20 protein-coding genes and 1 tRNA gene are annotated in these 20,660 nt (G+C 68.0%); 10 read left to right on the forward strand and 11 right to left on the reverse strand.

All coding sequences use genetic code 11. The annotated features are described in order from the left end of the window. Nucleotides 1-33: 33 nt before the first annotated feature. Together ADBZ9K_RS27590 and ADBZ9K_RS27595 are read right to left on the reverse strand one after the other, a co-directional pair. A complete protein-coding gene (locus tag ADBZ9K_RS27590) occupies nucleotides 34-1,002 on the reverse strand; it encodes a hypothetical protein (protein WP_526625516.1) in 969 nt (322 codons plus the stop codon). Between the two features lie 104 nt (nucleotides 1,003-1,106). Next, on the reverse strand, nucleotides 1,107-1,472 hold the full coding sequence (locus ADBZ9K_RS27595) for a hypothetical protein (protein ID WP_526625518.1): 366 nt from the start codon (nucleotides 1,470-1,472) through the stop codon (nucleotides 1,107-1,109). A 197-nt stretch (nucleotides 1,473-1,669) separates the two neighbouring features. Between ADBZ9K_RS27595 and ADBZ9K_RS27600 the strand changes: the two genes are divergently transcribed. Next, entirely contained in the window at nucleotides 1,670-2,221 is a 552-nt protein-coding gene (locus ADBZ9K_RS27600; protein ID WP_526625520.1) for a hypothetical protein, read from the forward strand. Here ADBZ9K_RS27600 and ADBZ9K_RS27605 read toward each other — a convergent pair. From ADBZ9K_RS27605 to ADBZ9K_RS27620, 4 genes are all read right to left on the reverse strand, one after another. Next, nucleotides 2,218-3,243: an NAD(P)H-dependent glycerol-3-phosphate dehydrogenase gene (locus ADBZ9K_RS27605; protein ID WP_526625521.1), complete on the reverse strand. Its 1,026-nt coding sequence runs from the start codon at nucleotides 3,241-3,243 to the stop codon at nucleotides 2,218-2,220. The genes ADBZ9K_RS27600 and ADBZ9K_RS27605 overlap by 4 nt on opposite strands. A gap of 74 nt (nucleotides 3,244-3,317) precedes the next feature. Then, nucleotides 3,318-4,859, reverse strand: a complete 1,542-nt coding sequence (locus ADBZ9K_RS27610; protein WP_526625522.1) for a beta strand repeat-containing protein — start codon at nucleotides 4,857-4,859, stop codon at nucleotides 3,318-3,320. Nucleotides 4,860-5,016: 157 nt separating this feature from the next. After that, nucleotides 5,017-6,519 (reverse strand): flavin-containing monooxygenase, encoded by a 1,503-nt coding sequence (locus tag ADBZ9K_RS27615; protein ID WP_526625524.1) that lies wholly within the window; start codon nucleotides 6,517-6,519, stop codon nucleotides 5,017-5,019. A gap of 99 nt (nucleotides 6,520-6,618) precedes the next feature. Then, entirely contained in the window at nucleotides 6,619-7,110 is a 492-nt protein-coding gene (locus ADBZ9K_RS27620; RefSeq protein WP_526625525.1) for a YajQ family cyclic di-GMP-binding protein, read from the reverse strand. 130 nt (nucleotides 7,111-7,240) lie between these two features. Between ADBZ9K_RS27620 and ADBZ9K_RS27625 the strand changes: the two genes are divergently transcribed. The 5 genes from ADBZ9K_RS27625 (at nucleotide 7,241) to ADBZ9K_RS27645 (ending at nucleotide 11,731) form a co-directional block, all read left to right on the forward strand. Continuing rightward, nucleotides 7,241-7,323 (forward strand) — tRNA-Tyr (locus ADBZ9K_RS27625). A gap of 123 nt (nucleotides 7,324-7,446) precedes the next feature. Then, complete coding sequence (locus ADBZ9K_RS27630) at nucleotides 7,447-9,729, forward strand: hypothetical protein (RefSeq protein WP_526625526.1); 2,283 nt, start codon at nucleotides 7,447-7,449, stop codon at nucleotides 9,727-9,729. A gap of 129 nt (nucleotides 9,730-9,858) precedes the next feature. Continuing rightward, a complete protein-coding gene (locus ADBZ9K_RS27635; RefSeq protein WP_526625528.1) occupies nucleotides 9,859-10,281 on the forward strand; it encodes a hypothetical protein in 423 nt (140 codons plus the stop codon). 72 nt (nucleotides 10,282-10,353) lie between these two features. After that, a complete protein-coding gene (locus ADBZ9K_RS27640) occupies nucleotides 10,354-11,277 on the forward strand; it encodes a hypothetical protein (RefSeq protein ID WP_526625529.1) in 924 nt (307 codons plus the stop codon). 25 nt (nucleotides 11,278-11,302) lie between these two features. After that, nucleotides 11,303-11,731, forward strand: coding sequence for a cupin domain-containing protein (locus tag ADBZ9K_RS27645; protein WP_526625530.1), 429 nt, complete (start codon nucleotides 11,303-11,305; stop codon nucleotides 11,729-11,731). Here the strand turns inward: ADBZ9K_RS27645 and ADBZ9K_RS27650 are convergent. Beyond that, on the reverse strand, nucleotides 11,728-12,210 hold the full coding sequence (locus ADBZ9K_RS27650) for a hypothetical protein (RefSeq protein WP_526625532.1): 483 nt from the start codon (nucleotides 12,208-12,210) through the stop codon (nucleotides 11,728-11,730). The two genes, ADBZ9K_RS27645 and ADBZ9K_RS27650, sit on opposite strands and share 4 nt — an antisense overlap. Before the next feature lie 99 nt (nucleotides 12,211-12,309). Here ADBZ9K_RS27650 and ADBZ9K_RS27655 point away from each other — a divergent pair, with 99 nt between their 5' ends. After that, a complete protein-coding gene (locus tag ADBZ9K_RS27655; RefSeq protein ID WP_526625533.1) occupies nucleotides 12,310-13,128 on the forward strand; it encodes a glycoside hydrolase family 16 protein in 819 nt (272 codons plus the stop codon). 9 nt (nucleotides 13,129-13,137) lie between these two features. Here ADBZ9K_RS27655 and ADBZ9K_RS27660 read toward each other — a convergent pair whose 3' ends face one another. From ADBZ9K_RS27660 to ADBZ9K_RS27670, 3 genes are all read right to left on the reverse strand, one after another. Beyond that, the gene (locus ADBZ9K_RS27660) at nucleotides 13,138-14,247 is read right to left on the reverse strand and encodes a fatty acid desaturase family protein (protein ID WP_526625672.1); all 1,110 of its coding nucleotides are present in this window, start codon (nucleotides 14,245-14,247) and stop codon (nucleotides 13,138-13,140) included. Between the two features lie 271 nt (nucleotides 14,248-14,518). Continuing rightward, complete coding sequence (locus ADBZ9K_RS27665; protein ID WP_526625535.1) at nucleotides 14,519-16,153, reverse strand: fatty acyl-AMP ligase; 1,635 nt, start codon at nucleotides 16,151-16,153, stop codon at nucleotides 14,519-14,521. A 322-nt stretch (nucleotides 16,154-16,475) separates the two neighbouring features. Next, complete coding sequence (locus tag ADBZ9K_RS27670) at nucleotides 16,476-16,919, reverse strand: DUF5709 domain-containing protein (RefSeq protein WP_526625537.1); 444 nt, start codon at nucleotides 16,917-16,919, stop codon at nucleotides 16,476-16,478. Between the two features lie 134 nt (nucleotides 16,920-17,053). Here ADBZ9K_RS27670 and ADBZ9K_RS27675 point away from each other — a divergent pair, with 134 nt between their 5' ends. Genes ADBZ9K_RS27675 through ADBZ9K_RS27685 form a run of 3 tightly spaced genes read left to right on the forward strand, consistent with a single transcriptional unit; the run spans nucleotide 17,054 to nucleotide 19,279 of the window. Then, nucleotides 17,054-17,554 (forward strand): hypothetical protein, encoded by a 501-nt coding sequence (locus ADBZ9K_RS27675; protein WP_526625539.1) that lies wholly within the window; start codon nucleotides 17,054-17,056, stop codon nucleotides 17,552-17,554. Continuing rightward, on the forward strand, nucleotides 17,551-18,093 hold the full coding sequence (locus ADBZ9K_RS27680; RefSeq protein ID WP_526625540.1) for a ferric reductase-like transmembrane domain-containing protein: 543 nt from the start codon (nucleotides 17,551-17,553) through the stop codon (nucleotides 18,091-18,093). Before ADBZ9K_RS27675 ends, ADBZ9K_RS27680 begins: the two co-directional genes overlap by 4 nt. After that, nucleotides 18,086-19,279: an NADH-ubiquinone oxidoreductase-F iron-sulfur binding region domain-containing protein gene (locus tag ADBZ9K_RS27685; RefSeq protein ID WP_526625542.1), complete on the forward strand. Its 1,194-nt coding sequence runs from the start codon at nucleotides 18,086-18,088 to the stop codon at nucleotides 19,277-19,279. Before ADBZ9K_RS27680 ends, ADBZ9K_RS27685 begins: the two co-directional genes overlap by 8 nt. Here the strand turns inward: ADBZ9K_RS27685 and ADBZ9K_RS27690 are convergent. Continuing rightward, nucleotides 19,276-20,628 (reverse strand): MFS transporter, encoded by a 1,353-nt coding sequence (locus ADBZ9K_RS27690; protein WP_526625544.1) that lies wholly within the window; start codon nucleotides 20,626-20,628, stop codon nucleotides 19,276-19,278. The genes ADBZ9K_RS27685 and ADBZ9K_RS27690 overlap by 4 nt on opposite strands. Nucleotides 20,629-20,660: the final 32 nt, after the last annotated feature.

The following is a 20,660-nucleotide window of genomic DNA, read 5'->3' on the forward strand; positions in this document are numbered from 1 at the left end:
CCGGGTTCTACACCTGGGCGACGCGGTGAATCGCTATCCGCGCGCCGGGGGCGCGCTGCCGAACGTGCCGGTGGCCGGGGTGTCGGTGGCGGTGTCGGTGGGGCGGCCGAGCACCCGCTTCACGGTGTCTGAGACCCGGGTCAGCATGTCGTTGACTGTCCCGGTCAGGTTCTCGACGGCTTCGGGCAGGCCAGGCTTGACCACGGTCGACGAGGTGGACGACGACGGGGAGCGACCGGGACTGAAGTCCGGGGCCGGCCGCAGAATGTTCAGCCGCGGCCCGCGGTCCGCCGCGGGTGCCGGTGCGGGCGGCGCCGGCGTCGCCGCATCGGCAGGCGGGGCGGGATCGGCAGCGGCGGCCACAGGGACGCTGGCGGGCGGCGCGGCTGCCGGCTCCGGGGTGGGTCGGCCCACGGGTTCGAGGTGGCCGAGCACAGACGCACCGAGCGTCTTGTAGGCGACCAGAGTGATGTCGTTGATCCGCTCGATCAACGCGACCACCCCGTCGGGGTAGGTCACCGTGGTGACCTGAGTGCGCGGATCGGTCTGGCAGGTCAGGGCACCGGTGCAGTCCACGCTGCCGGAGAGGTCGACCGACTTCTTGGAGCTGCGCCGGGTCAGCGCCTCGGCGTCGGTGAAGACGTTGAGTACCTGGGTCTGTGCGCGGGCGTCGAATTCGTAGCGGACATACACAGCGGCGGCGGGCTCGGTGGTCGAGTCGAGCAGTTCGGCAAGTTGGGCGGCGGCGTCAGGGGCGTCGCCGACGGCGATCACATCGGTGTCGGCGCCATCCAGGCCGCCCAGGTAGCGGCCGCCGACGGGGGAGGGGATGAGTTCGCCGCCAAAGAGGTCCGCCATGGCGTTGCCAGTGGGGTTGCTGGGCGTGCCGGACATGATCAGTGCGGTCAGGCCGACATCCGGGGAGGTCAGGGCCTGCGGCTGGGTGGTGGCCAGGACCAGCGTCGCCGCAGCGAGGCTGATCGCCGCTGCGCCCGCGCGCACCGTGTCTCGTAATCGCCCCGCCACCGCACGGCCCCTCAGGTCAAGAATTGCTCAAGTTTAGGCCGCCGCCGGTCGAAATTACGGCGAACCTGCGGCCCCGGATGTCACGGCCGTTCCGTCGCGATCTGCAGGTCGATGCGCTCGACGGTGGTCGGCAACGCCGAGGCAGGCCCAAACTCGATGTGGCCGTATTCCGGGGCGGTCGCGTCAGCATCGACCCGGGACAGCGCCGGCGCGGAGGGCGACACCGGCGCAGCGGGAGACGACACCGCGGGCTGCACGCTTTGGGCCATCTCTGCCAGGGTGATGAACCCCTCGGCGACGGCGACCGGCGCCAACAGCGGCACGGCGATGGCCAGCGCCGGAAGGAGCAGCGATCTCAGCTTTGCCTTGCGGGGCGTCGCCTTGGCGGCCACCGGGGTGGGATGGCGATCCAGTACCGCGGTCATCTCGTTCACGTCCTTCGACATCGGGTGTACCCGTTGTCGGGCACCTGTCGATCCTCGCGTTTCGCTGCATCCGCGGGTATCGGGTGAACCGATCGAGGTGATGACGATTGCGCATCCTGCGATCGGAGGACCCACCGCGCGGTAACGATTCGGGGGCTGCGCGCCGAAGGACCAGGTAACAAACTGCGTCGTCCGCGGCGCTTACGTAGGGTGTGGTGATGCTGAGCAGAATTCTGATCGGCCTGGCAAGCGCTGCGGGGGCAGCGGCCATCGGCGTCCCAGGCGTGGCCTGGGCTGATCCCGATCCGGCCCCGGCCCCGGTCCTTCCCAACGTCAACGCCTACACGCCGATCAGCCCGGTGGCCTACACCACCATGGGCGGCAACTGGTATGCCTTCGCCGGCCCACCCGGGGTGACCTGCGTGATCAATCGGCAGAACACCAGCTACGGCTGCAGCGGGCCGCTGCCCGGCGCCCCCGACGGTGCGAATCTGGTCAGCGGCGGGGTGTCCGGCGAACCCGGTTTCTCCAGTACGGGCGCGCCGATCTTCGGTGCCGCCGGCGAGGTCAAGCCGCTGCCGCCGAACACCCGGCTGAGCTTCCGGGAGATCAGCTGCGGGGTCGACGGCGGCGGCGTGGTGACGTGTGTGAACACCCACGACCAGGTCGGCTTCGTCGTCGGACCGGGCGCGACATTCACCTCCGGGCCCAGCCCGATGCTGGATCGGCCCGAAGGGACCAACCCGCTGTTCCCGTCGTTCCCCGGTTAGAACCCCGCGCCGTACACCTCGTGGCCGGGCTTCTCGGCGACGAGGCCGCGATAGGCCTGCTCCACGGTGGAGCCGTGGTTGATGACGGCATCCACCTCGCGGGCGATCGGCATGCTCAGGCCGTACTTCTCGGCGAACTCCATGATCACGCTGGCGGCCTTGACGCCCTCGGCGACCTGATTCATCGAGGCGATGATCTCCTGCACCGTCTTGCCGGAGCCCAGTTCTTCACCGACGTGGCGATTGCGGCTGCGCTTGGAGGTACAGGTGACGATCAGGTCGCCCATTCCAGCCAGCCCGGAGAAGGTGTCACGCTGGCCGCCGACGGCCTCGCCGAGCTTGGACATCTCGCGCACAGCGCGGGCCATCACCATGGCCCGGGTGTTCTCGCCGATGCCGAGCGAGTACCCCATGCCGACCGCGATGGCGTAGACATTTTTCAGCGCGCCGGCCATCTCGACACCGACGACGTCGTCGGTGGTGTAGACGCGGAAACGCTTGGTGCGGAACATCTTCGCGAGGTTGGCCGCCAGGTGCTGATCGGGCATGGCCAATACCGCGGCGGCGGCGTAGCCGTCGGCGACCTCGCGGGCGATGTTGGGCCCGGCCAGGATTCCGGCCGGGTGGCCGGGCAGCACCTCGTCGACGATCTGGCTCATCCGCATGTTGGTGCCCTGCTCGAGGCCTTTGACGAGGCTGACCACCGGCACCCACGGGCGTAGCTCCTTGCCCAGCTCGGTGAGCACGCCGCGGAAGCCGTGGCTGGGCACGCCCATGACCACGACGTCGGCGCAGTTGGCGGCCTCGGCGAAATCGGTGGTCGCGCGCAGGGTTTCCGAGAGCTCGACGTCATCGCCCAGATAGCGGGAGTTGCGGTGGTTCTCGTTGATGTCCTTGGCGGTCTCCTCCGAGCGCACCCACTGCAGGGTCGGCCCGCGGCGGGCGCAGATGGATGCGACGGTGGTGCCCCAGGACCCACCGCCGAGCACGACGACGTTGGGTTCGCGGCGATCAGGTGTCATGGCGATCAGGGTATTGCCGACACCCCGGTGTCCACATGGAGTTCGCCGAGTTCGGTAGCTGAGACCTCAGCCGACTAGTTCTTGGGCCGGTTGCTGCCGCCGGTGGCGGCCTTCTTTGCGGTGGTCTTGGCGCCGCTATCGGCCTTGGCTCCGCCGTCACTGGTCTTCACCGAGGACGCGGCGCTGCTGGGTGCGCTGGTAGCGGCCGCCCCGCCCGCGCGGAAGTTGTTGATCGCGATGCCCGCCTCGGTCTTGGTGACGGTTTGACCGTTGACCAGGATGGTTCCGGCCAACGTCAGCGGTCCCGGTCCTGCGGTGACGGTGTTGGTGCTGCCCAGGACGTTGAAGCCGAGGTTCAGATTGCCGCCTGCTTCGCCGGACTTGATGGTGTTGCCGCCTCCGCCGGTGTTCAGTGCGGCGTTCAGGTTGCTGCCGACTCCGCCTGCGGTGAGGTTGTTGTTGCTGCTCAACAGGTTGTCGGCGGTGTTCCAGTTGCTGCCGAAGCCACCGACGGTCAGCGTGTTGTTGCTGCCGATGATGTTGCGCACCGAGTTCACATACCCGCCGTTGGAAATGAGTTGGTTGCCGGTGCCGCCGAGCAGGTTGCTGGCCGAGTTGTAGTAGCCGGCCGTGATCGCTGCGGTGTTGCCGGTGCCGAACCAGTTCTGCGCGGTATTTCCGTATCCGCCCACGATGCCGACCTGGTTGTTGCTGCCAAACAGGTTTCGGGCCGCGTTCTGATAGCCGCCCGAGATCCCGACCGTGTTTCCGTCACCGAGGATGTTGCGCACGAAGTTCAGGTAGCCGCCCGCGGTCGCCACCGTGTTGTTGCTACCCAAAATGTTGCTGGCGGTGTTGACCAGGCTTCCGTTGGTCGAGACGGCGTTGTTGGTGCCCAGAATGTTGGTGGCCCAGTTCCAGATGCCGCCCTGCGCCGTGACGGTGTTATTCCTGCCGAAGAGGTTGGTGGCCAGGTTGATGATCGAGCCCGCCGAGGAGGAGCCGGACTCGACGATGTTGTTGCTGCCACCGACGTTGGTGGCGATGTCGAACAGCCCGTTGGCGACGACCCGCATGCTGTCCGGTGCCCCGGACGACCCGGTGCCGAACAGGTTCACGGCGATGTTTCCGCCGCCCCCTACGCCACCGGCGGTGACCGAGCTGCTGGTCGGCCCGGGCGCGAACGGGGTGACGTTGAGCGCGATGTTGAACCCGGCGTTGATCAGTGACCCCGTGCCGTTGGTGGTGGCCGATCCGTTGGGTCCGAGCTGGGTGGCAAGGCCGAACAAGCCATTGGCAGTGGCCGAAGATCCGTCACCGAGCGCGGTCGCGAAGGTGAACGCGTCCCCGGTGGTGGCGCTGGCGTTGGTACCGGTGGCAAAGGCCGCGCCGAACAATCCGCTCGCGTGGGCGGTGGCACCGCTACCGATCGCGATGGCGATGCTCAACGGTGTCGAGCTGCAAGAGGCGCTGTTGCCCAGGCCGAAGAACGATGCACAGGTGGCGTTGGCGGTGGGAGCCGAGCCCAGTGCTGCGCCAGCGAACACACCGGTCGCTGCGGCGCCAGCCGCCACGATACCGGCAAATGTGGAGCGAGTCTTTGCGGCGCTTGTCACGATTCTTCCCCCGTCAATCCAACAGCAGCTTTGATCCATTGTCGTATAGCGGAGTTGAGTATGACCCATCGACCAGGGTTTGACCGCATTTCTTTGCGAGAAGTGCGTGCACCCGTTCGCGCTCAGGCATCAGCTGTCCGGGGCATTGACTCGCCAGCTAGGGGCGGGTGGCCAGCCGGCCGAAGGTCATGTCCTCGTCGACCTTGTCGATGAAGTTGTGGTCGATGGCATCGGCGAGGTAGTTCTGCCGAACCACCCACGGCCGCTTCGTGCCGGACTTGGGCAGGGCGTGCAGGTTGCGCAGCACATAGCTGGCCTGCAGATCCCATGTCGGCTTCTCGGCGATCGGCTCACCGCCCAGATGCGGGAAGGCGTGGGTGTAGCCGTGGGTTCCCATGTACTCGATCAGCTTGGCCGCCGAGCGGGCGGTCATGTCGGCGCGCAGCGTCCACGAGGCGTTGGTGTAGCCGATGCACCAGACCAGGTTGGGCACGTCTTCGAGCATGTGGGCCTTGTAGGAGAACCGGTCCTGCGGCTTGATCTCATTGCCGTCCACCGTGATTCGCACACCCCCGAGTGCCTGGAGCTGGAGGCCGGTCGCGGTGACGATGATGTCGGCGTCCAGATGCCGCCCCGACGTCAGCGTGATGCCGGTTTCGTCGAAGTGATCGATGTGGTCGGTGACCACCTCGGCGCGACCCGCCTTGATGGCATCGAACATGTCGCCGTCGGCCACCAGGCACAGCCTTTGATCCCAGACGTTGTAGCGCGGGTTGAAGTGCACGTCGACCGGATAGCCGGCCGGTAGCCGACTGGCGTTCTGGGCCCGAATCAGCCGCTTGGCCACCCCGGGAGCGGTGCGGGCCAGGAACCAGACGAGGCTTTCGAACGCCACCGCAAAATAGCGCGCAAAGGCATGAGAAAGCCTGCGGGGGAGCACCTTTCGCACGGCCTCGATGAGGGGATTGACGCGGGAGCCGGCCAGCAGGTAGGTCGGCGAACGCTGCAGCATCGTCACCTTCGAGGCTTTCTGCGCCAGCGCGGGGATCAGCGAGACGGCGGTCGCCCCGCTGCCGATGACGATCATCTTCTTGCCGGTGTAGTCCAGATCCTCGGGCCAGAACTGGGGATGCACGACGGTGCCCGTGAAGTTCTGCAGGCCGGGGAACTCCGGGGTGTAACCCTCGTCGTAGTTGTAGTAACCGGAGCCGAAGAACACGAAGCGGCCCTGGTAGGTCTTGGGCATGCCGCTCTCGATGACGTGCACGGTCCAGGTGTCGGTGGCCGAGTCCCAGTCCGCGGACTGCACGGAAGTGTGGAAGTGGATGTTGCCGAAGATGCCGTGCTTGCGGGCCGTGTCTTCCATGTACTCGCGGATGTGGTCGCCGTCGGCGACGCCTTCCTTACGGGTCCACGGTTCCCAGGGCCAGGACAGGGAGAAGATGCTGGAGTCCGAGCGCACACCGGGATAGCGGAACAGGTCCCAGGTGCCGCCGACGCGATCGCGTCGCTCCAGGATGACGTAGCGGGCCCGCGGGTTGCGTTCGTGGATGCGGTAGGCCGCGCCGATCCCGGAAATACCAGCCCCGATGATCACGACATCGTAGGAGCCGCCGTCCTGCTCGGCGGGCACGGAAGTGGTCTCCGGGCTGACGGTCATCGCGGGTCCTCGCTTCAAGCCATGTGTGGTGATGGTCACCACATTAGGCACTGACCGATTGGTGGGGCGAGGGGCTTTCGAGCTATCTCTCGGTGGGGTCTACCGGTAGTTGACGAACTGCAGGGCCACGTCCAGGTCGGCGCCCCTCAGCAGCGCCTGTACCGCCTGCAGGTCGTCGCGCTTCTTGGAGCTCACCCGGATCTCGTCGCCCTGGACCTGGGACTTGACGCCCTTGGGTCCTTCGTCGCGGATGAGCTTGTTGATCTTCTTGGCGTTTTCCTGATCGATGCCTTGCTTGAGCGTGCCCGACACCCGGTAGGTCTTGCCGCTGGCCTGCGGATCGCCGGCGTCGAAGGCCTTCATGGAGATGTCGCGGCGGACCAGCTTCTCCTTGAAGACGTCCACGGCGGCCTTGGCGCGCTCCTCGGTAGAACTGACGATCTCGATCACCTCGTCGCCCTTCCAGGCGATGGTGGTGTCGGTGCCACGGAAGTCGAACCGGGTGCTCAGTTCCTTCGCCGCCTGGTTCAGCGCGTTGTCGACCTCCTGGCGATCGACCTTGCTCACGATGTCGAACGATGAATCCGCCATTGGACTCGTGCCCTCCTGGATCGGCCGGTTTGTGTTTGGGGTACATCCTCGTTGTACCCTGCTACTCGCACCAAACCGGAACCCCGGTGCGGCGCGAGTGCTCGCAGGCTTGGCCGGCGGGCGCGAACCCGGCAGGTTGCCCGAGCGGCCAATGGGAGCGGACTGTAAATCCGTCGGCGAAAGCCTACACAGGTTCGAATCCTGTACCTGCCACTTTGTTCAGCGGTTGTTCCTTGCCGTGGCAAGCATTCGTTGTTTGCCGCAACACCGCGCGACGCGTTCGCCGTGTGCTATACCCCTAGCTATTGTCTTGCACGTCAACGTCGGGGTGGTGCTATGGGACCGCAGGGTCGTTACGTCGGTCGGGTCGGAGCGTTGGCTGTGGCCTTGGGGATCGGTGGGGTGATCGTGGCTCTGCCCGCGGTGGCCTCAGCCGACTCCGACGCCGGGACATCGTCGTCGTCCGGTTCCACGGCACGGCACGCTTCGAGCAGCAAGGCGACCCAGGCGGCCGGCAAGCGCATCACGCGCGGCCCCGTGAAGCCCGCCACCGCATCACCGGCCGCCGCGGCCGCGACGCAGTCGGTGCTGGCGACGGGCGGGCCTTCCGGGGTGCTCGTGACGCCTCTGCGGGTGGGGCTGGGCGCGGTGCGTGGTGGGGCCGCTCCGCTGGCCCCGATCGCCGAGCCGCTGTCGTGGGTCGCGGTGGCGGCAAGCCGGCGTGAACTCGCCGGTGACCGAATCCTGCGACCGACACGGTCGGTCGACGTCGCGGTGAGTGCGGGAACCGTCAGCGGCACAGCAGTTTTGGATCCCAGTGACATCGAGCTGACCGACCCGCCGGTGTTGGTGTCTCCCCCGGCCGACGCTCTGGGCAGCGCCGTGCGGAGCTTCATCGACCGGCATCTGCCGGGGTGGAAGCCGATTGCCGACGAGCTGGCGCCGATCGTCGCCGACGGCATCCAGGACTTTCTGGCCAACGGATCGGTGAGCGCTGAGGTTGCCAGGTTGGCGGCCAATACTGCTGTGCTGCAGTTCTTTTCGACAAAGGTATCATCGGCGCTCGGATCCTACTGGGGTGTTCCGCCGGCAGTGGGCACCGTCATCGGTGACGCCGCAGCCAACTTCGTTCGCAACACGCTGGGCAATACCGGTGTCCAGGCCGCTCTCGATGTGCTGGCCCATGCCGTGAGTCCGACACCGGACCAGTATGGCGCGATCACGGCCGGTCTGGCTGGTGGCAACCTTGCGCCTCTGGGCGAGTACCTCACCTCGATCGTGCCGCAGTCCGCTACCCCCATCGCCGCCTTCCTGAGCAACCCGACGGTTCAGGCCGTACTGGCGTCGGCCACCTCCGCAGCGGTCATCGACCTCACCCGGGGGCCGGATCTGCCCGGATGGCTCGGCAACCTGGTCGCCGGCTCTGTCTCAGCGGCGCTCGGCAGCAGCCCGGCGGCCAGCGCCGTCGGCACCGCGCTGGGCGACGCGGTGCAGGGCCTGCTGAACAACACCCCAGCGATGCAGGGCCTGGCCACCGTGGTCGGCGCGGCGGTCCCGGCAATCCTGGGCACCCCGAACGTCTCCGCCGCGGTGGCCGATGCCATCACCCAACTTGGCACCGACATCGTGAATGGCGCCCACTGGCTTACCGCCCTGGACCGGGCCTGGTGGGGGTTGCGCTTCGACTCCTCGTTCCAATCTGCGCTGAGCGCAGCCGCCGGTGACGCGTTGTCGTCGTTGGCCACCAACCCCGCGGTGGTCTCCGCGGTGGTGGCCGGGGTGGCATCGCTGATCAGCGATGTCGCCGCCGACCCGAGCGCCCGCGCCTTCGTCGGCGCGCTGCTGGGACCCACCTATGGGCCGACGTTGCTGAACACCCTGGCCGATCCGGCCTCGGCGGCCCAACTGGCGGCCACGGCGGGCACGGTGATCACCGGCTTCCTCGGTCAGCCGGGGGTGACGGCGGCGCTGTCGACGGCGACGACCCAGATCGTCTCCGCGCTGCTGGCGGGCGTGCCTGAGGAGGACGCTCTGCAGGGCGTCTTGCAGTCACTGCAAGCTGATCCGGCCATCGCGGCCGCGCTGGACGCTACGCTTCCCGCCGCGCTGCGCTCGGCGCTGTCCGCGCCGGCGGTCAAGCAGGTGATCAGCGGGCTGGCGCAGGGCGTCGTGTCCGACCTGCTCGGCCGGACGCCCCTCAACAACACCGTCTTCGACCCGGCGGCAGGCCAGGTGACGAAGGCGGCGGTGGACGCCCTGCTGTCCAATCCCGCCGCACAGGACCTGATCGGCAGCCTGGCCGAAGACATCCTCAACGGCACCCCGGCCAGCGATATCGCGAGCACGCTGATCAATTCCGTCGTGAAGAGCCAGGAACTTCAGGTGGCGCTCGGCCTGGCCGTGGGCCAGGGCATCGGTGCGCTCTTCGGCGACAACCCGGTGGGCTTCTTCGTCGGCCAGGTGGTCGGTGCGGCGGCGGCCCTGGTGATCGGCATCGTGTCGGGAGCCGCGGTGCTGTTCAACCTGACCGGCGCTGCCGGTGCCGCCACAGTCCCGGCAGCCAACTCCTACCTCGTGGTGCTGCGCCTGGATCAGCAGGGGCGGGTCGCGGCGGCCTGAGTGCCGGGTGCCGTTCGGTTAGGGCTTGCTTAGGGTCTGGCTCTCGGCGTAACGCCGAGCTCATTAGGTGGGATAACGTTTCAGGAGTCGGTTTCATCCGGCGCGTCTTCACGATGGGAGCAGAGGCCGATGGGGACCCTTGGTCGTGTCGCCACGCTGGTTTCGGTGTGCTGTGCGCTGCTGGGCGCTGCGCCGCTGGCCCACGCCTCCGACGACCTGATCTCGGGCACCTTCACCGTGCAGGGGCCGAATTCGATCCTCGACACCTGGACCATCTCGAACCAGTGCAATGTGATCGAGGTGGGATGCCAGGCGAACGTGACCTCACCGCTGATCGACGGGCAGGCCACCTATCGCGGGGCCCACACCTGGATGATGACGCTCAAGGGCCAGGTGCCGGTGTGCCCGGACAAGACCAAGACCAAGGGCGCGATGGTCTTCGTGTGGAACTCGCAAACCCTGCAGGGCCAGCTGACTGCGATCCAGCAGGGCGTTTGCCAGATGACCCGGCCGGGCCAGGAACAGATTCCATTCACGCTCCAACCGGCGTAGCGCACGCTTGCATCGCCCGGGTCTGAGTCTGCGCCGGGGCAACGGCCAGTGCGACACGACTAACCTCGAGCGATGATGATCGGTGTTGCGGCAGCGCTGCTGGCGTGCATCGGTTACGGCGTCTCCTCGGTGCTGCAGGCCTACGGGGCGCGCAGGTCGGCGGCCGCGGCCCGGGACGACGGGGTGACCGGACAAATCACCGCGACCGGCGGCCCGACGTTGCGCTCGACCATGCGGGCCGCGCTGACCGCAGCGTTCATCGCCGGAGTCGTCCTGGACGTCGTGGGATTCGCGGGAAGTGCGGTCTCGGCCCGGCTGATTCCCCTGTTCTTGTCTCAGACGATCATCAGCGCCAACCTGGTCGTCACCGCCGTGCTCGGAATCGCGGTCCTCGGCATTGGCTTGCGGCGGCGCGACTGGCTCGCCATCGGCACCGTCATCGTGTCGCTGTTCGTGCTCGGCCTCGGCTCGGGGGAGCGCGGCGGGATGAATCCGGACCGTGTGGTCCACTGGGTCGTGCTGGCGGGATCGGTGCTGATCCTGCTTGGCGGGATCGGGGTCGTCCGCTTTCTCGGCTCGCGCGGTGCCATCACGGCCGGGCTGACCGCCGGGGTGCTATTCGGAGTGCTGGCGATCGCCGTCCGGGTGCTCGACGGACTCGAACCGCTGCGGCCATGGATCCTGGTGGCCGACCCGGCCGCGTGGACGGTCCTGATCAGCGGACTCGGTGGCTTCTACCTGCACACGGTGGCGTTGCAGCTCGGCTCGGTGAACGGCGCCACCGCGGCCCTCGTCGTCGGTGAGACGGTCGTGCCCGGCATCATCGGTGTGGTGTTCCTCGGTGACAGTGCCCGGCCCGGGCTTGGCTGGGTGGTGGCCCTCGGATTCATTGGTGCCGTCACTGGCGCCGTGGCGGTCGCGGTGTTCGGCGCGGCTGGCCACGCGACGACGCCGGAGTCCGAGTCGAAAGCCGAAGTCCCCGTTGAGCGCCGTTGACCTCCCGATACGACGAAAGGGTCCCATGCGGTTACTGATCACCGGAGTCGACGCTGCCGGTAAGACCTGTGTGGTCAGCCGCGACGAGCTTGCCATCAACCAGGTCGCCCCGGGCTTTGCGATGGGCATCCCCTACGCCACCACATCCAGCCCACCGCCGCCGAGGGCGCCCGGCGCCGCCGACCTCATCGACCAGTTCCTGCCTGCCGGCCACGTCCGGTGGATGGTCATCGACTACGGACCAGACGCCCGAACCCCGGTGCACCACACCGACACGCTCGATCTCCAGACGGTGCTCAGCGGAACGATCGACCTCATCCTCGACGACGGCGTCCACCACCTCGCAGAGGGCGACATGGTGGTCATGCCGGGTGTCGACCACGCCTGGAAGGCCGGCCCCGACGGTTGCCGGGTGAACGCCGTGCTGATCGGCACACCACCACCCGCCGCCTAGGCAGGAGTGAAACGGATTGCCGCCAAACCGTATTCGCCGACAGCGTCACTGAAATCCGCGAGCGTGGGGATCTGCCCGTCGCGGAACGTCAATCCCATCATCCGCTGCGCTCGCTTCGGGCCGTAGGCCGAAGCGCAGCGAAGGCACAGTTCGGCGACGGCGGCTCGCTCCTCGATGAGCTCACCACGCATCGCCGTCGTCGTGCCGTCGACCAACACCTCGGCGTCCCGGCCGCCCCGGAAGTTCACCTTCCACGGTGCGGCAATCACCGCATACAACGCACCGTCGAGGCGGTGGGCGCTCACCGGGATGGCAAACGGCCGGCCCGACTTGCGCCCGCGGAAGTTCAGCACCATCAGCTGCCTACCCAACGGGCCCGCCAGCGCAGTGCCCAGCACGATCCGCACCAGCGGGTTGACCACACGCATGACGAAGTCGGGCGGACTCGACAGCCCGACCGCGGCGTTCTGTTCTGCCATGACCTCAACGGTAGGCCCACCTCGGATAAGACCAGTTCACAGCCCACACAGGTAGCCGCAAGGTTGCGCCCCGTCCGGCGATGCGGCTTGTATGGGGTGATGGATCGCCGCCACATGCTGATGACGTCGGGGCTTGGTCTGCTCGCAGCCGCTGTCCGACTGCCATCGGCGCACGCCGCCCCGTCGAAGCCCCAGGCGCCGCCCCCCGCAGCTGGGAACTACCTGTTCCACGACGAGTTCGACGGCCCGGCCGGCTCGGCCCCCGACACGTCGAAGTGGACCGTCGCTCTGGCCCGGGAGACGATGGAGGACCCGACCTACTGGGAGCTGCCCGAGCACGTCGGCCAGTACCGCGACGACCGCCGCAACGTCTACCTCGACGGCAACTCCAACCTCGTCTTCCACGCCGCCAAAGACGGGCCGACCTATTACAGCGGCAAGATCTTCGGCAAGTGGAACGGCGGGATCGGCCACACCTGGGAAGCGCGGATGAAGCTGGACTGCCTGACCCCCGGCTGCTGGCCGGCCTGGTACCTGTCCAACGAAAGTCCGGTCAACGGCGGCGAAGTCGACGTCATGGAGTGGTACGGCAACGGCAAGTGGGCACCCGGAACCGCCGTGCACGCCAAGCTCAACGGCGGTGAACACGTCAGCCAGACCATCGTCGTCGACAGTGCCTGGCACACCTGGCGGGTCCAATGGGACGACGCCGGCATGCGGTTCTGGCGGGATTACGTCGACGGCGCGGCGCCCTACTTCACCGTGCCGGCGCGCTCGCTGCCGGACTGGCAGTTCAATGACCCCGGCTACCAGATGTTCCCGGTGTTCGACCTCGCGGTCGCCGGCTCCGGCGGTGGCGATCCCCGTCCGGGCAGCTATCCGGCGAACATGCTCATCGACTGGATCCGGGTCTGGTAGCGCTGGAAGTCAGCTGCGCTGCCGCACAGGACCTTCGGGCGCGGCATTGACCCGACGGTCCGGGAACGCCAGCCGCAGGATGGTCCGCTGGGTCTGGAGGAACTGGCGCGGCAGCGATCCCGTTGTGTAGGGCAGCCCGTAGGTGTCACACAGCGCCCGCACCCGCCGGGCGATCTGGGCATAGCGGTTGCTGGGCAGGTCGGGGAACAGGTGGTGTTCGATCTGGTAGCACAAGTTGCCACTGAGGAACGCCAGCACCCGCCCGGCTGTGAAGTTGGCACTGCCGAGCATCTGCCGCAGGTACCAGTCGCCCTTGGTTTCCTGCTGGATGGCCTCGACGGTGAATGTCTGCGCGCCATCGGGGAAATGCCCGCAGAAGATCACTGCGTAGGCCCACAGATTGCGCACGATGTTGGCGGCCACGTTGGCGGTCAATGCCCGTCGCCAGCGAGGTCCGTTGAGAGCGGGAATCAGGACGTAGTCCTTGATCACCTGGCGTTTGATCTTGGCTTTGAACGCCTGCGTCTGGGCCGAGCGCTCGGCCGGGCTCGATGCGCGCTCATGTTCGGAGTGCAGGCCGTGCAGCGCGATGCCCCACTCGAAGATGACGGCCAGGAGCAGGTTGCGCACCGGCTGCATCAGGTTGCGCGGACGCCACGCCACGTCGCGGGTCACCCGCATGATGCCGAAGCCGAGGTCGTCATCGACGTCGACGACGTTGGTGAATACGTGGTGGCGGTAGTTGTGCGAGTACCGCCATTGCGAGCTGAGACCGGCCATGTCCCACTCCCACGTAGTCGAGTGGATCTCGGGATCGTTCATCCAATCCCATTGCCCGTGAACGACGTTATGGGCAATCTCCATGTTCTCGATGCTCTTGGCCACGGCTAGCGCCGCGACTCCAAGCCCCCACCCGGCGCGCGAGCGGCTACCGAAGATCAGCAGCCGGGCCCCGGCATCCAGGGCCCGCTGGAACAGGATGGTGCGACGGATGTAGGCGGCGTCACGTGCACCGCGAGAGTCCTCGACTTCGGAACGGATCGCATCGAGCGCTGCCGCGAGCGCGTCGATATCGCGGCGGCTCAGATGCGCATACTCGGCGACTGCTGTGATGGCGATGAGGGTCCTCGAAAAGGCGGTCGCTGCGCGGTTGAGCCACAACGAGGTTGGAGGACGTGCCCGGCGGTGAGCGGGTGCTCGCGGCGTCGTGGAAGCGGGATGCCGGTCCGGGCCGGCTGTTGGGCCAGCGCTTCAGAGTCTACCTGCGCAACGCGGTGCTGGCCGGTCCCGGTGCCGCCGGGCTTGGCGCCCATCCCAGCGATTGCGGCCAACGAGGGGAGGCGGGTGGCACGGCCTCGGGGAAGGCTCCGCGCCGCACCAGCGGCAGCGGTCAGCTGACGAGGCTCACGGTGTGTGCCCGGCGCAACTTTCCCGATGGTGTCTTCGGGATGACCCCGGGGGCGAGAACCACCACATTGCGTGGCCGGACATCAACTGCAGCCACGACCTCGTGGATCACCTGCCGCTCGATGCGGTGGACCTCGTCGGGGTCGCCGAATTCCTTGGATTCCACTGCGACAGAGAATGATTCGCGAGAATCACCAGCATCGAGGCGGACGGCCACCGTGCAGCCCGGCCGGACGCCGTCGACACGGGCGGCGGCTCGTTCGATGTCGGTCGGGTAGATGTTGCGCCCGGCCATGATGATGACGTCCTTCACCCGGCCACACACGACGATCTCGTCGTTCTCGGTCAGGTAGCCCAGGTCGCCGGTGTCGTACCAGCCTTGGTCGTCCTGCGCTGAGATGAACCCGGCGACGGTGGTGTAGCCGGGTGTCACGGGTTCTCCGCGAACCTGGATCACACCGACGCCGCGGGTAGGGAGCACGGCGCCGCCCTCACTGACGATGCGGGCCTCCAGCCCATCCAACAAGCGGCCCAGTGTCACCAGGCGACGGATGTTGCCCTCGGTCGCTGGCACGGCTCGATGCAGGACCGCCAGCAGGTCGGCGTCGACCTCGTCGACGACCATGCCGATGCCACAGGTGGAGAACGACGCCGCGACGGTCGTCTCGGCCATGCCGTAGGCCGGCAGGATCGCCTCGGGCCGCAACCCATAGGGTGCGCCGGCAGCGCACAGGTCCTCGACGTCGGCGGGGTCGACCTGCTCGGCGCCGGAGAGCGCCCACCGCAGCGACGACAAATCGAACTGGCCTGGCGACGCCAAGCTGCGCAGTCTCTTTGCCAACAGGTTGTAGGCGAAGTTGGGGGCCGCGGTCATCGTCCCCTTGTACTTGTCAATCAGCTTGACCCACAACAGGTTGTCGCGGAGAAAGTCCATTGGAGTGACCTTGACCAACTCCGCACCGAAGTACATCGGCACGGTCAGGAAGCCGGTCATGCCCATGTCGTGGAAGCAGGGCAACCAGCTGACGATCACGTCGGAATCCATGTCGACGTCGGCGCCGGCGAACATCGCCTCGGCATTGGCGACGACGTTGGCATGGGTGATCTGAACGGCCTTGGGCGATCCGGTCGAGCCCGAGGTCAGCTGCATTAGGGCAAGGTCGTCGTCGCAGGTGTCGATCTGCCGGACGGGCCTGGCCTGTAGGAGTTCGTCGACGATCATGACCTGGATGCCGAGTTCGGTCAGCAGCGGTGCGGCCGGTAGGAACGGCACGCCGACGACGACGGCTCTGGCGCCGATCATGTGGATCACCGCCATGGTCTCCTCTGCCCAGCGCTGCAGGTCGGTACGCGGCGTCGGTTGGTGCAACATCGTGACGCAGGCGCCTCGGATCCAGATGGCTTGCGCGGTGGGCGCGATATCGACTGGAGCCCCGGCTAGCACAGCCACAGCATCGCCGTAGCCGACGCCGGTGGCTGCCAGGCCACCGGCGATTCGGCAGGCGCGCTCGTGCACCTCGGCCCACGTGTGCCGGACCGGTGCGTGCGGGTCCCCGGTGACCATTCCGTTCATGCTCCACCGGGCGTTTCGGAACATCGTCTCGGTGAACTGGCTCATGGAGCCTTCCTTCTGCATCCGCGCAGCGGCGCGACGTGCGGTGTTGCCGCCGCGGGCGGGCTGCTCCGCGAGGTCGAGCCGGAGCAGGCTGCTCAGTGGGCTGCCGCAGATCGGGTGCGCGCCCCGAAGCTCGCCAGGACTGTCGGTCGGCTTACGTCGGGCCGGGTTGGCGGTGCGGTGGGTTTGGAGGTCGTCGCCGTGACGTTGCCGGGAGGCTGGTGGGTCAGCCCCATCGACCGTACCGCGCCGACACGGTCAAGGTCGATGACTCGCAGGCGATTGTTGCCGCCGGCTTTCGTCCCGCTGAGCGTTCTGCGGCGCCCTAGCCTTCGTCGTCGATGACGTGCATGGCGGCCTCCTCGGCTGATGCCGCACCGCCGTCGATGCCGACGTCGGTGGCGAACGCCTCGGAGTCGTCATCCTCGCCGAACCCCGCGTCGGGGGCCACCAGCCGCCCCGACCGTGCTCGGCCGACCTCATCGTCCTCGGGGAACTCGGAGTCGTCGGCGGGTTCCTGCTCGAGCTCGTCGAGCACGTTGTTGAGTCGCGACACCGGGTCGGGCTCCTCCTCAGCCAGCAGCTCGTCGAGGGTTTCGGGGCCGGGATGGTCCAGGACCGTTTTGGCGTACGGGCGTTCGGGAGGCGAAATGCCCTCGTCGAGGATGTCGTCGACGCCGCGGTCGTCCAGCGTGTCCTCCGGCTGGAGCTGGTTGTCGTCTTCGACGCTGTAGTCGCCGCTCTCGGTGGTGTCGTCCCAGGTGCTCACGGCTCCAAGAATGTCACGTCATCGCCGACGGGCGACGGGGTCTTTCGTCACAATCCGCCGCGCGGTGGGCGAACTGACCCGGGGCATAGCCAGTTCTTTGAGCCCTTAAAGAACTGCCCGTCACCATCGACGGCATGCAATCACCTCGTTCCGGATTTCGCCGGGCGGCCCTCACCTCATGGGCGTTGGCCGGTATCGGGATCGCCGGAGTGGCCGGCGCGTCCGCCCTGGCCTACGGCGACACCGTGAAGCCCGCCGCGGAAATCCCTGCTGCCGACACCGCAATCTCCGATCCGGCCGTCAACCTGCCGGCTGCCCCGCCGGCCCTGGATCCGCCGCCTGCCCCGCCGGCCCCGGAGGCGCCCGCCCCGCCCGCGGCGCCAGTGGAAACCCCAGCGCCGGTCGCCACCCAGGCTCCGGTGCAGACCCAGGCGCCGGTGGAGACCTACACGCCGCCCAAGCAGACCTACACCCCGAAGCCGACCGTGCAGCAGCAGGCGCCCGCCGCGGCGGCGCCCGCGACGAAGGCCCAGCCGGCCTTCCCGATCCGCCAGAGTCATGTCCCGTCCGGCGGCGGCACCACCTCCGGTGGCAACAACTTCTCCCCGCATGTCACGGTCTCCCGCGGATCATGACCAGCGAAGCGTTGTGGGCACTCGGACGCGGCAACGGCATCGTCGCGCTGGCCTTCATGACCGTGTCGGTGGCGCTGGGCATCGCCACCCGGTCGGGCCGCCCGCTGATCGTGCTGCCGCGGTTCGCGGTCTCCGACGTCCACCGCTTCGTCGCGCTGGCCGCGACGCTGTTGGCGGCGCTGCACATGGGCTTGCTGTTCCTGGATCCCTACGCCAAGCTGCGGCTCATCGACTTCGTCGTGCCGTTCCTGGGCGCCTACCGGCCGTTCTGGCAGGGCCTGGGCACAGTGGCCGTCGACGTGCTGATCGTCGTGGTGGTCACCGGCCTGCTGCGTGCCCGACTCGGCCCGCGGGTCTTCCGCGTCGTGCACTGGGCGACGTATGCCCTGTGGCCCATCTCGATGGCGCATGCACTGGGCAATGGCACCGACACCGGCCGGATCTGGTTCCTGGCATTCGCGGGCTGCTGCGCGGTGTTGGTCGCCGGTGCCCTGGTGTGGCGGCTGCGCGCCAACTTCAGTGAGTACGCCGATGTCTAGAACGCCACGGCTGCTCGCCGCGCCCGGACCGTCACTCGTGGATCATCACGAGCACTTCGGCGTCCTCCCCGATATCGATGGGGCGAAACTGATTTCGGCCCTCGACGCCGCCCGGCTGTCGGGCCGTGGCGGGGCTGGCTTCCCCGCCGGGCGCAAAATCGCGGCGGTCACCGGCGCCAAACCCGTTGTCGTCGGCAACGGCGCCGAGGGTGAGCCGTTGAGTCGCAAGGACGCGCTGCTGCTGAGCCGGGCGCCACACCTGGTTCTCGATGGGCTCGACGCCGCCGCCGCGGCCGTCGGCGCGGGCACCGCCTACCTGTATGTGCACGCCGACGCTGTTGGGCCGGTGCGTGCCGCCCTCGACGAGCGGCGGACGGCGGGGCTGGATCCACACAACGTCATCGTCGTCGAGGCCCCGGACCGGTTCGTCGCCGGCGAGGAGTCCGCCGCCGTCCGCCACATCGAAGGCGGACCGGCCCTGCCTCGCGACCGGGTCGTGCTCACGGCCGTCTCCGGGGTGCGCGGACGGCCCACCCTGGTCAACAACGTGGAAACGCTGGCCCACATCGCGTTGATCGCGCGGTTCGGGCCGGAGTGGTTCGCCGCGGTCGGCGACGAGGACGACCCGGGCACCATGCTGGTCACCCTTTCCGGTGCCCTGGACAACCAGGGGGTTGCCGAGATACCCACCGGCACGCTGCTCACCGATCTGCTTGATCCCCGGGCGGTGCCTGCCGTCCTCATTGGTGGCTATCACGGAAGCTGGCTCCCCGCTTCGGCATTCGCCGGGACGCGACTTTCGCGCTCGGGCCTGAAGTCGCTGGGCGCCAGCCCGGGTGCCGGCATCATCCACGCGCTGGGCATGACCGAATGCGGCCTGGCCCGCACCGCCGAGATCGCCGGATACCTGGCCGGCGAAAGCGCCCGGCAGTGCGGCCCGTGCCGCAACGGGTTGCCCCGCCTGGCCGAGCTACTCGACGAACTGGCTTACGGCCGCGCCAATGACCCTCTGGTGAAAGAGATCCGGCGTATCACCCGCCTGGTCGACGGCCGCGGATCGTGCCGGCATCCCGACGGAACCGCGCGGATGGTCCGCAGCGCACTGCGTACCTTCGCCGCCGACATCGAACTGCACCACCGGGGACGGTGCAATGCAGCCGATGTCGTGGCATCCGAACGCGGTTAGGAGGCGACCGGCCCGACGGCGCCCCGTGCCAGCACCGCAAGGCGCGGGGCGGTGGTCTGCAGCACGCCGAGGCCCCGTCCGGCGGTCTCGGTCAGCATCAGCACGCAGACCAGATTGACCACCGTGAAGCCGGCCATCATCGCCGTGATCGACCAGCTGCCGCAGGACGACAGCAGCATCGGCGACAGCACCGGTGGCAGCGCACCGCCCAGGATGCCGCCGATGTTGTAGGACAGTCCGGCGCCGGTGTAGCGGTACCGGGTGGCGAAGATCTCCGGGATGAACGCGGCCAACGGGCCCATCATGACTCCGATGATGGCGTAGGTGCCGACGATGGCCACCGCGTAGCGAACCGGGTCACCGGACTGGATCAGCGGGAAGACGACCAGCGTCCACGGCAGGGCCAACCCCGATCCGAGTGCCAGCACCCGCCGCCGCCCGTAGGTGTCGCTGAGCGTCGCCGCGGCGGCGACGGTCACGATCGAGCACAGGCCCCCGAGGACCCCGACGAGCAGGATCAGGTCCTCGGAGTAGTGCAGGTGGGTTTCGGCGAAGTTGGGGAAGTACGTTCCCGCCTGGAAGGCCAGCATGAACATTCCGACCACCGCGCCGGCGGCCAGGACCACCTCGCGACCCTGGTGGCGCACCGCCTCGGCGATCGGAACACCGGCATGACCCGCGCTGGCGGCCTCGGTGAACACCGCGCTCTCCTGAACGTGCAGGCGGACGTAGAGCGCCACGGCGAGCAGCACCGCGCTGAGCAGGAACGGGATCCGCCAACCCCATTGTAGGAAAGCCGAATCCGCCGAGCCGAAGGCCCCGTGCACGCCGAGGAAAACCAGGTTGGCCAGCACCAGAGCCGTGCCGAGGCCCAGCTGGGTGAACATGCAGTAGTAGCCGCGCTTGCCGTTCGGGGCTTGCTCGGCGCTCATCAGCGCCGCGCCGGCCCACTCGCCGCCGACGGCGAAGCCCTGCAGCAGCCGCATGGCGATCAGCAGCAGCGGCGCGGCCACCCCGATCACCTCGGTGCTGGGGATCAGCCCGACCCCGATGCTGGATGCGCCCATGATCACCAAGGTGACGACGAGCGCGTTCTTACGCCCGATGCGATCACCGAAGTGCCCGAAGACGGCAGCGCCGATCGGCCGGGACAGGAACGCAGCCGCGAACGTGCCCAGCGAGGCAATGCTGGCCATCAGCGGGCTGAGATGCGGGAAGAACACGATGGGAAACACCAGGGCGGCGGCGGTCCCGTAGATGAAGAAGTCGTAGAACTCGATCGCCGAGCCGACGTAGCTGGCGAGCGCGACCCGGCGCATCGTGTTCCGGGTTCCCTGGCGGTTTTCCATGGTGCAATCCTCGCCAGTGACGACGATCACGG

This window comes from Mycobacterium sp. (assembly GCF_965229265.1).
Lineage (GTDB): Bacteria > Actinomycetota > Actinomycetes > Mycobacteriales > Mycobacteriaceae > Mycobacterium.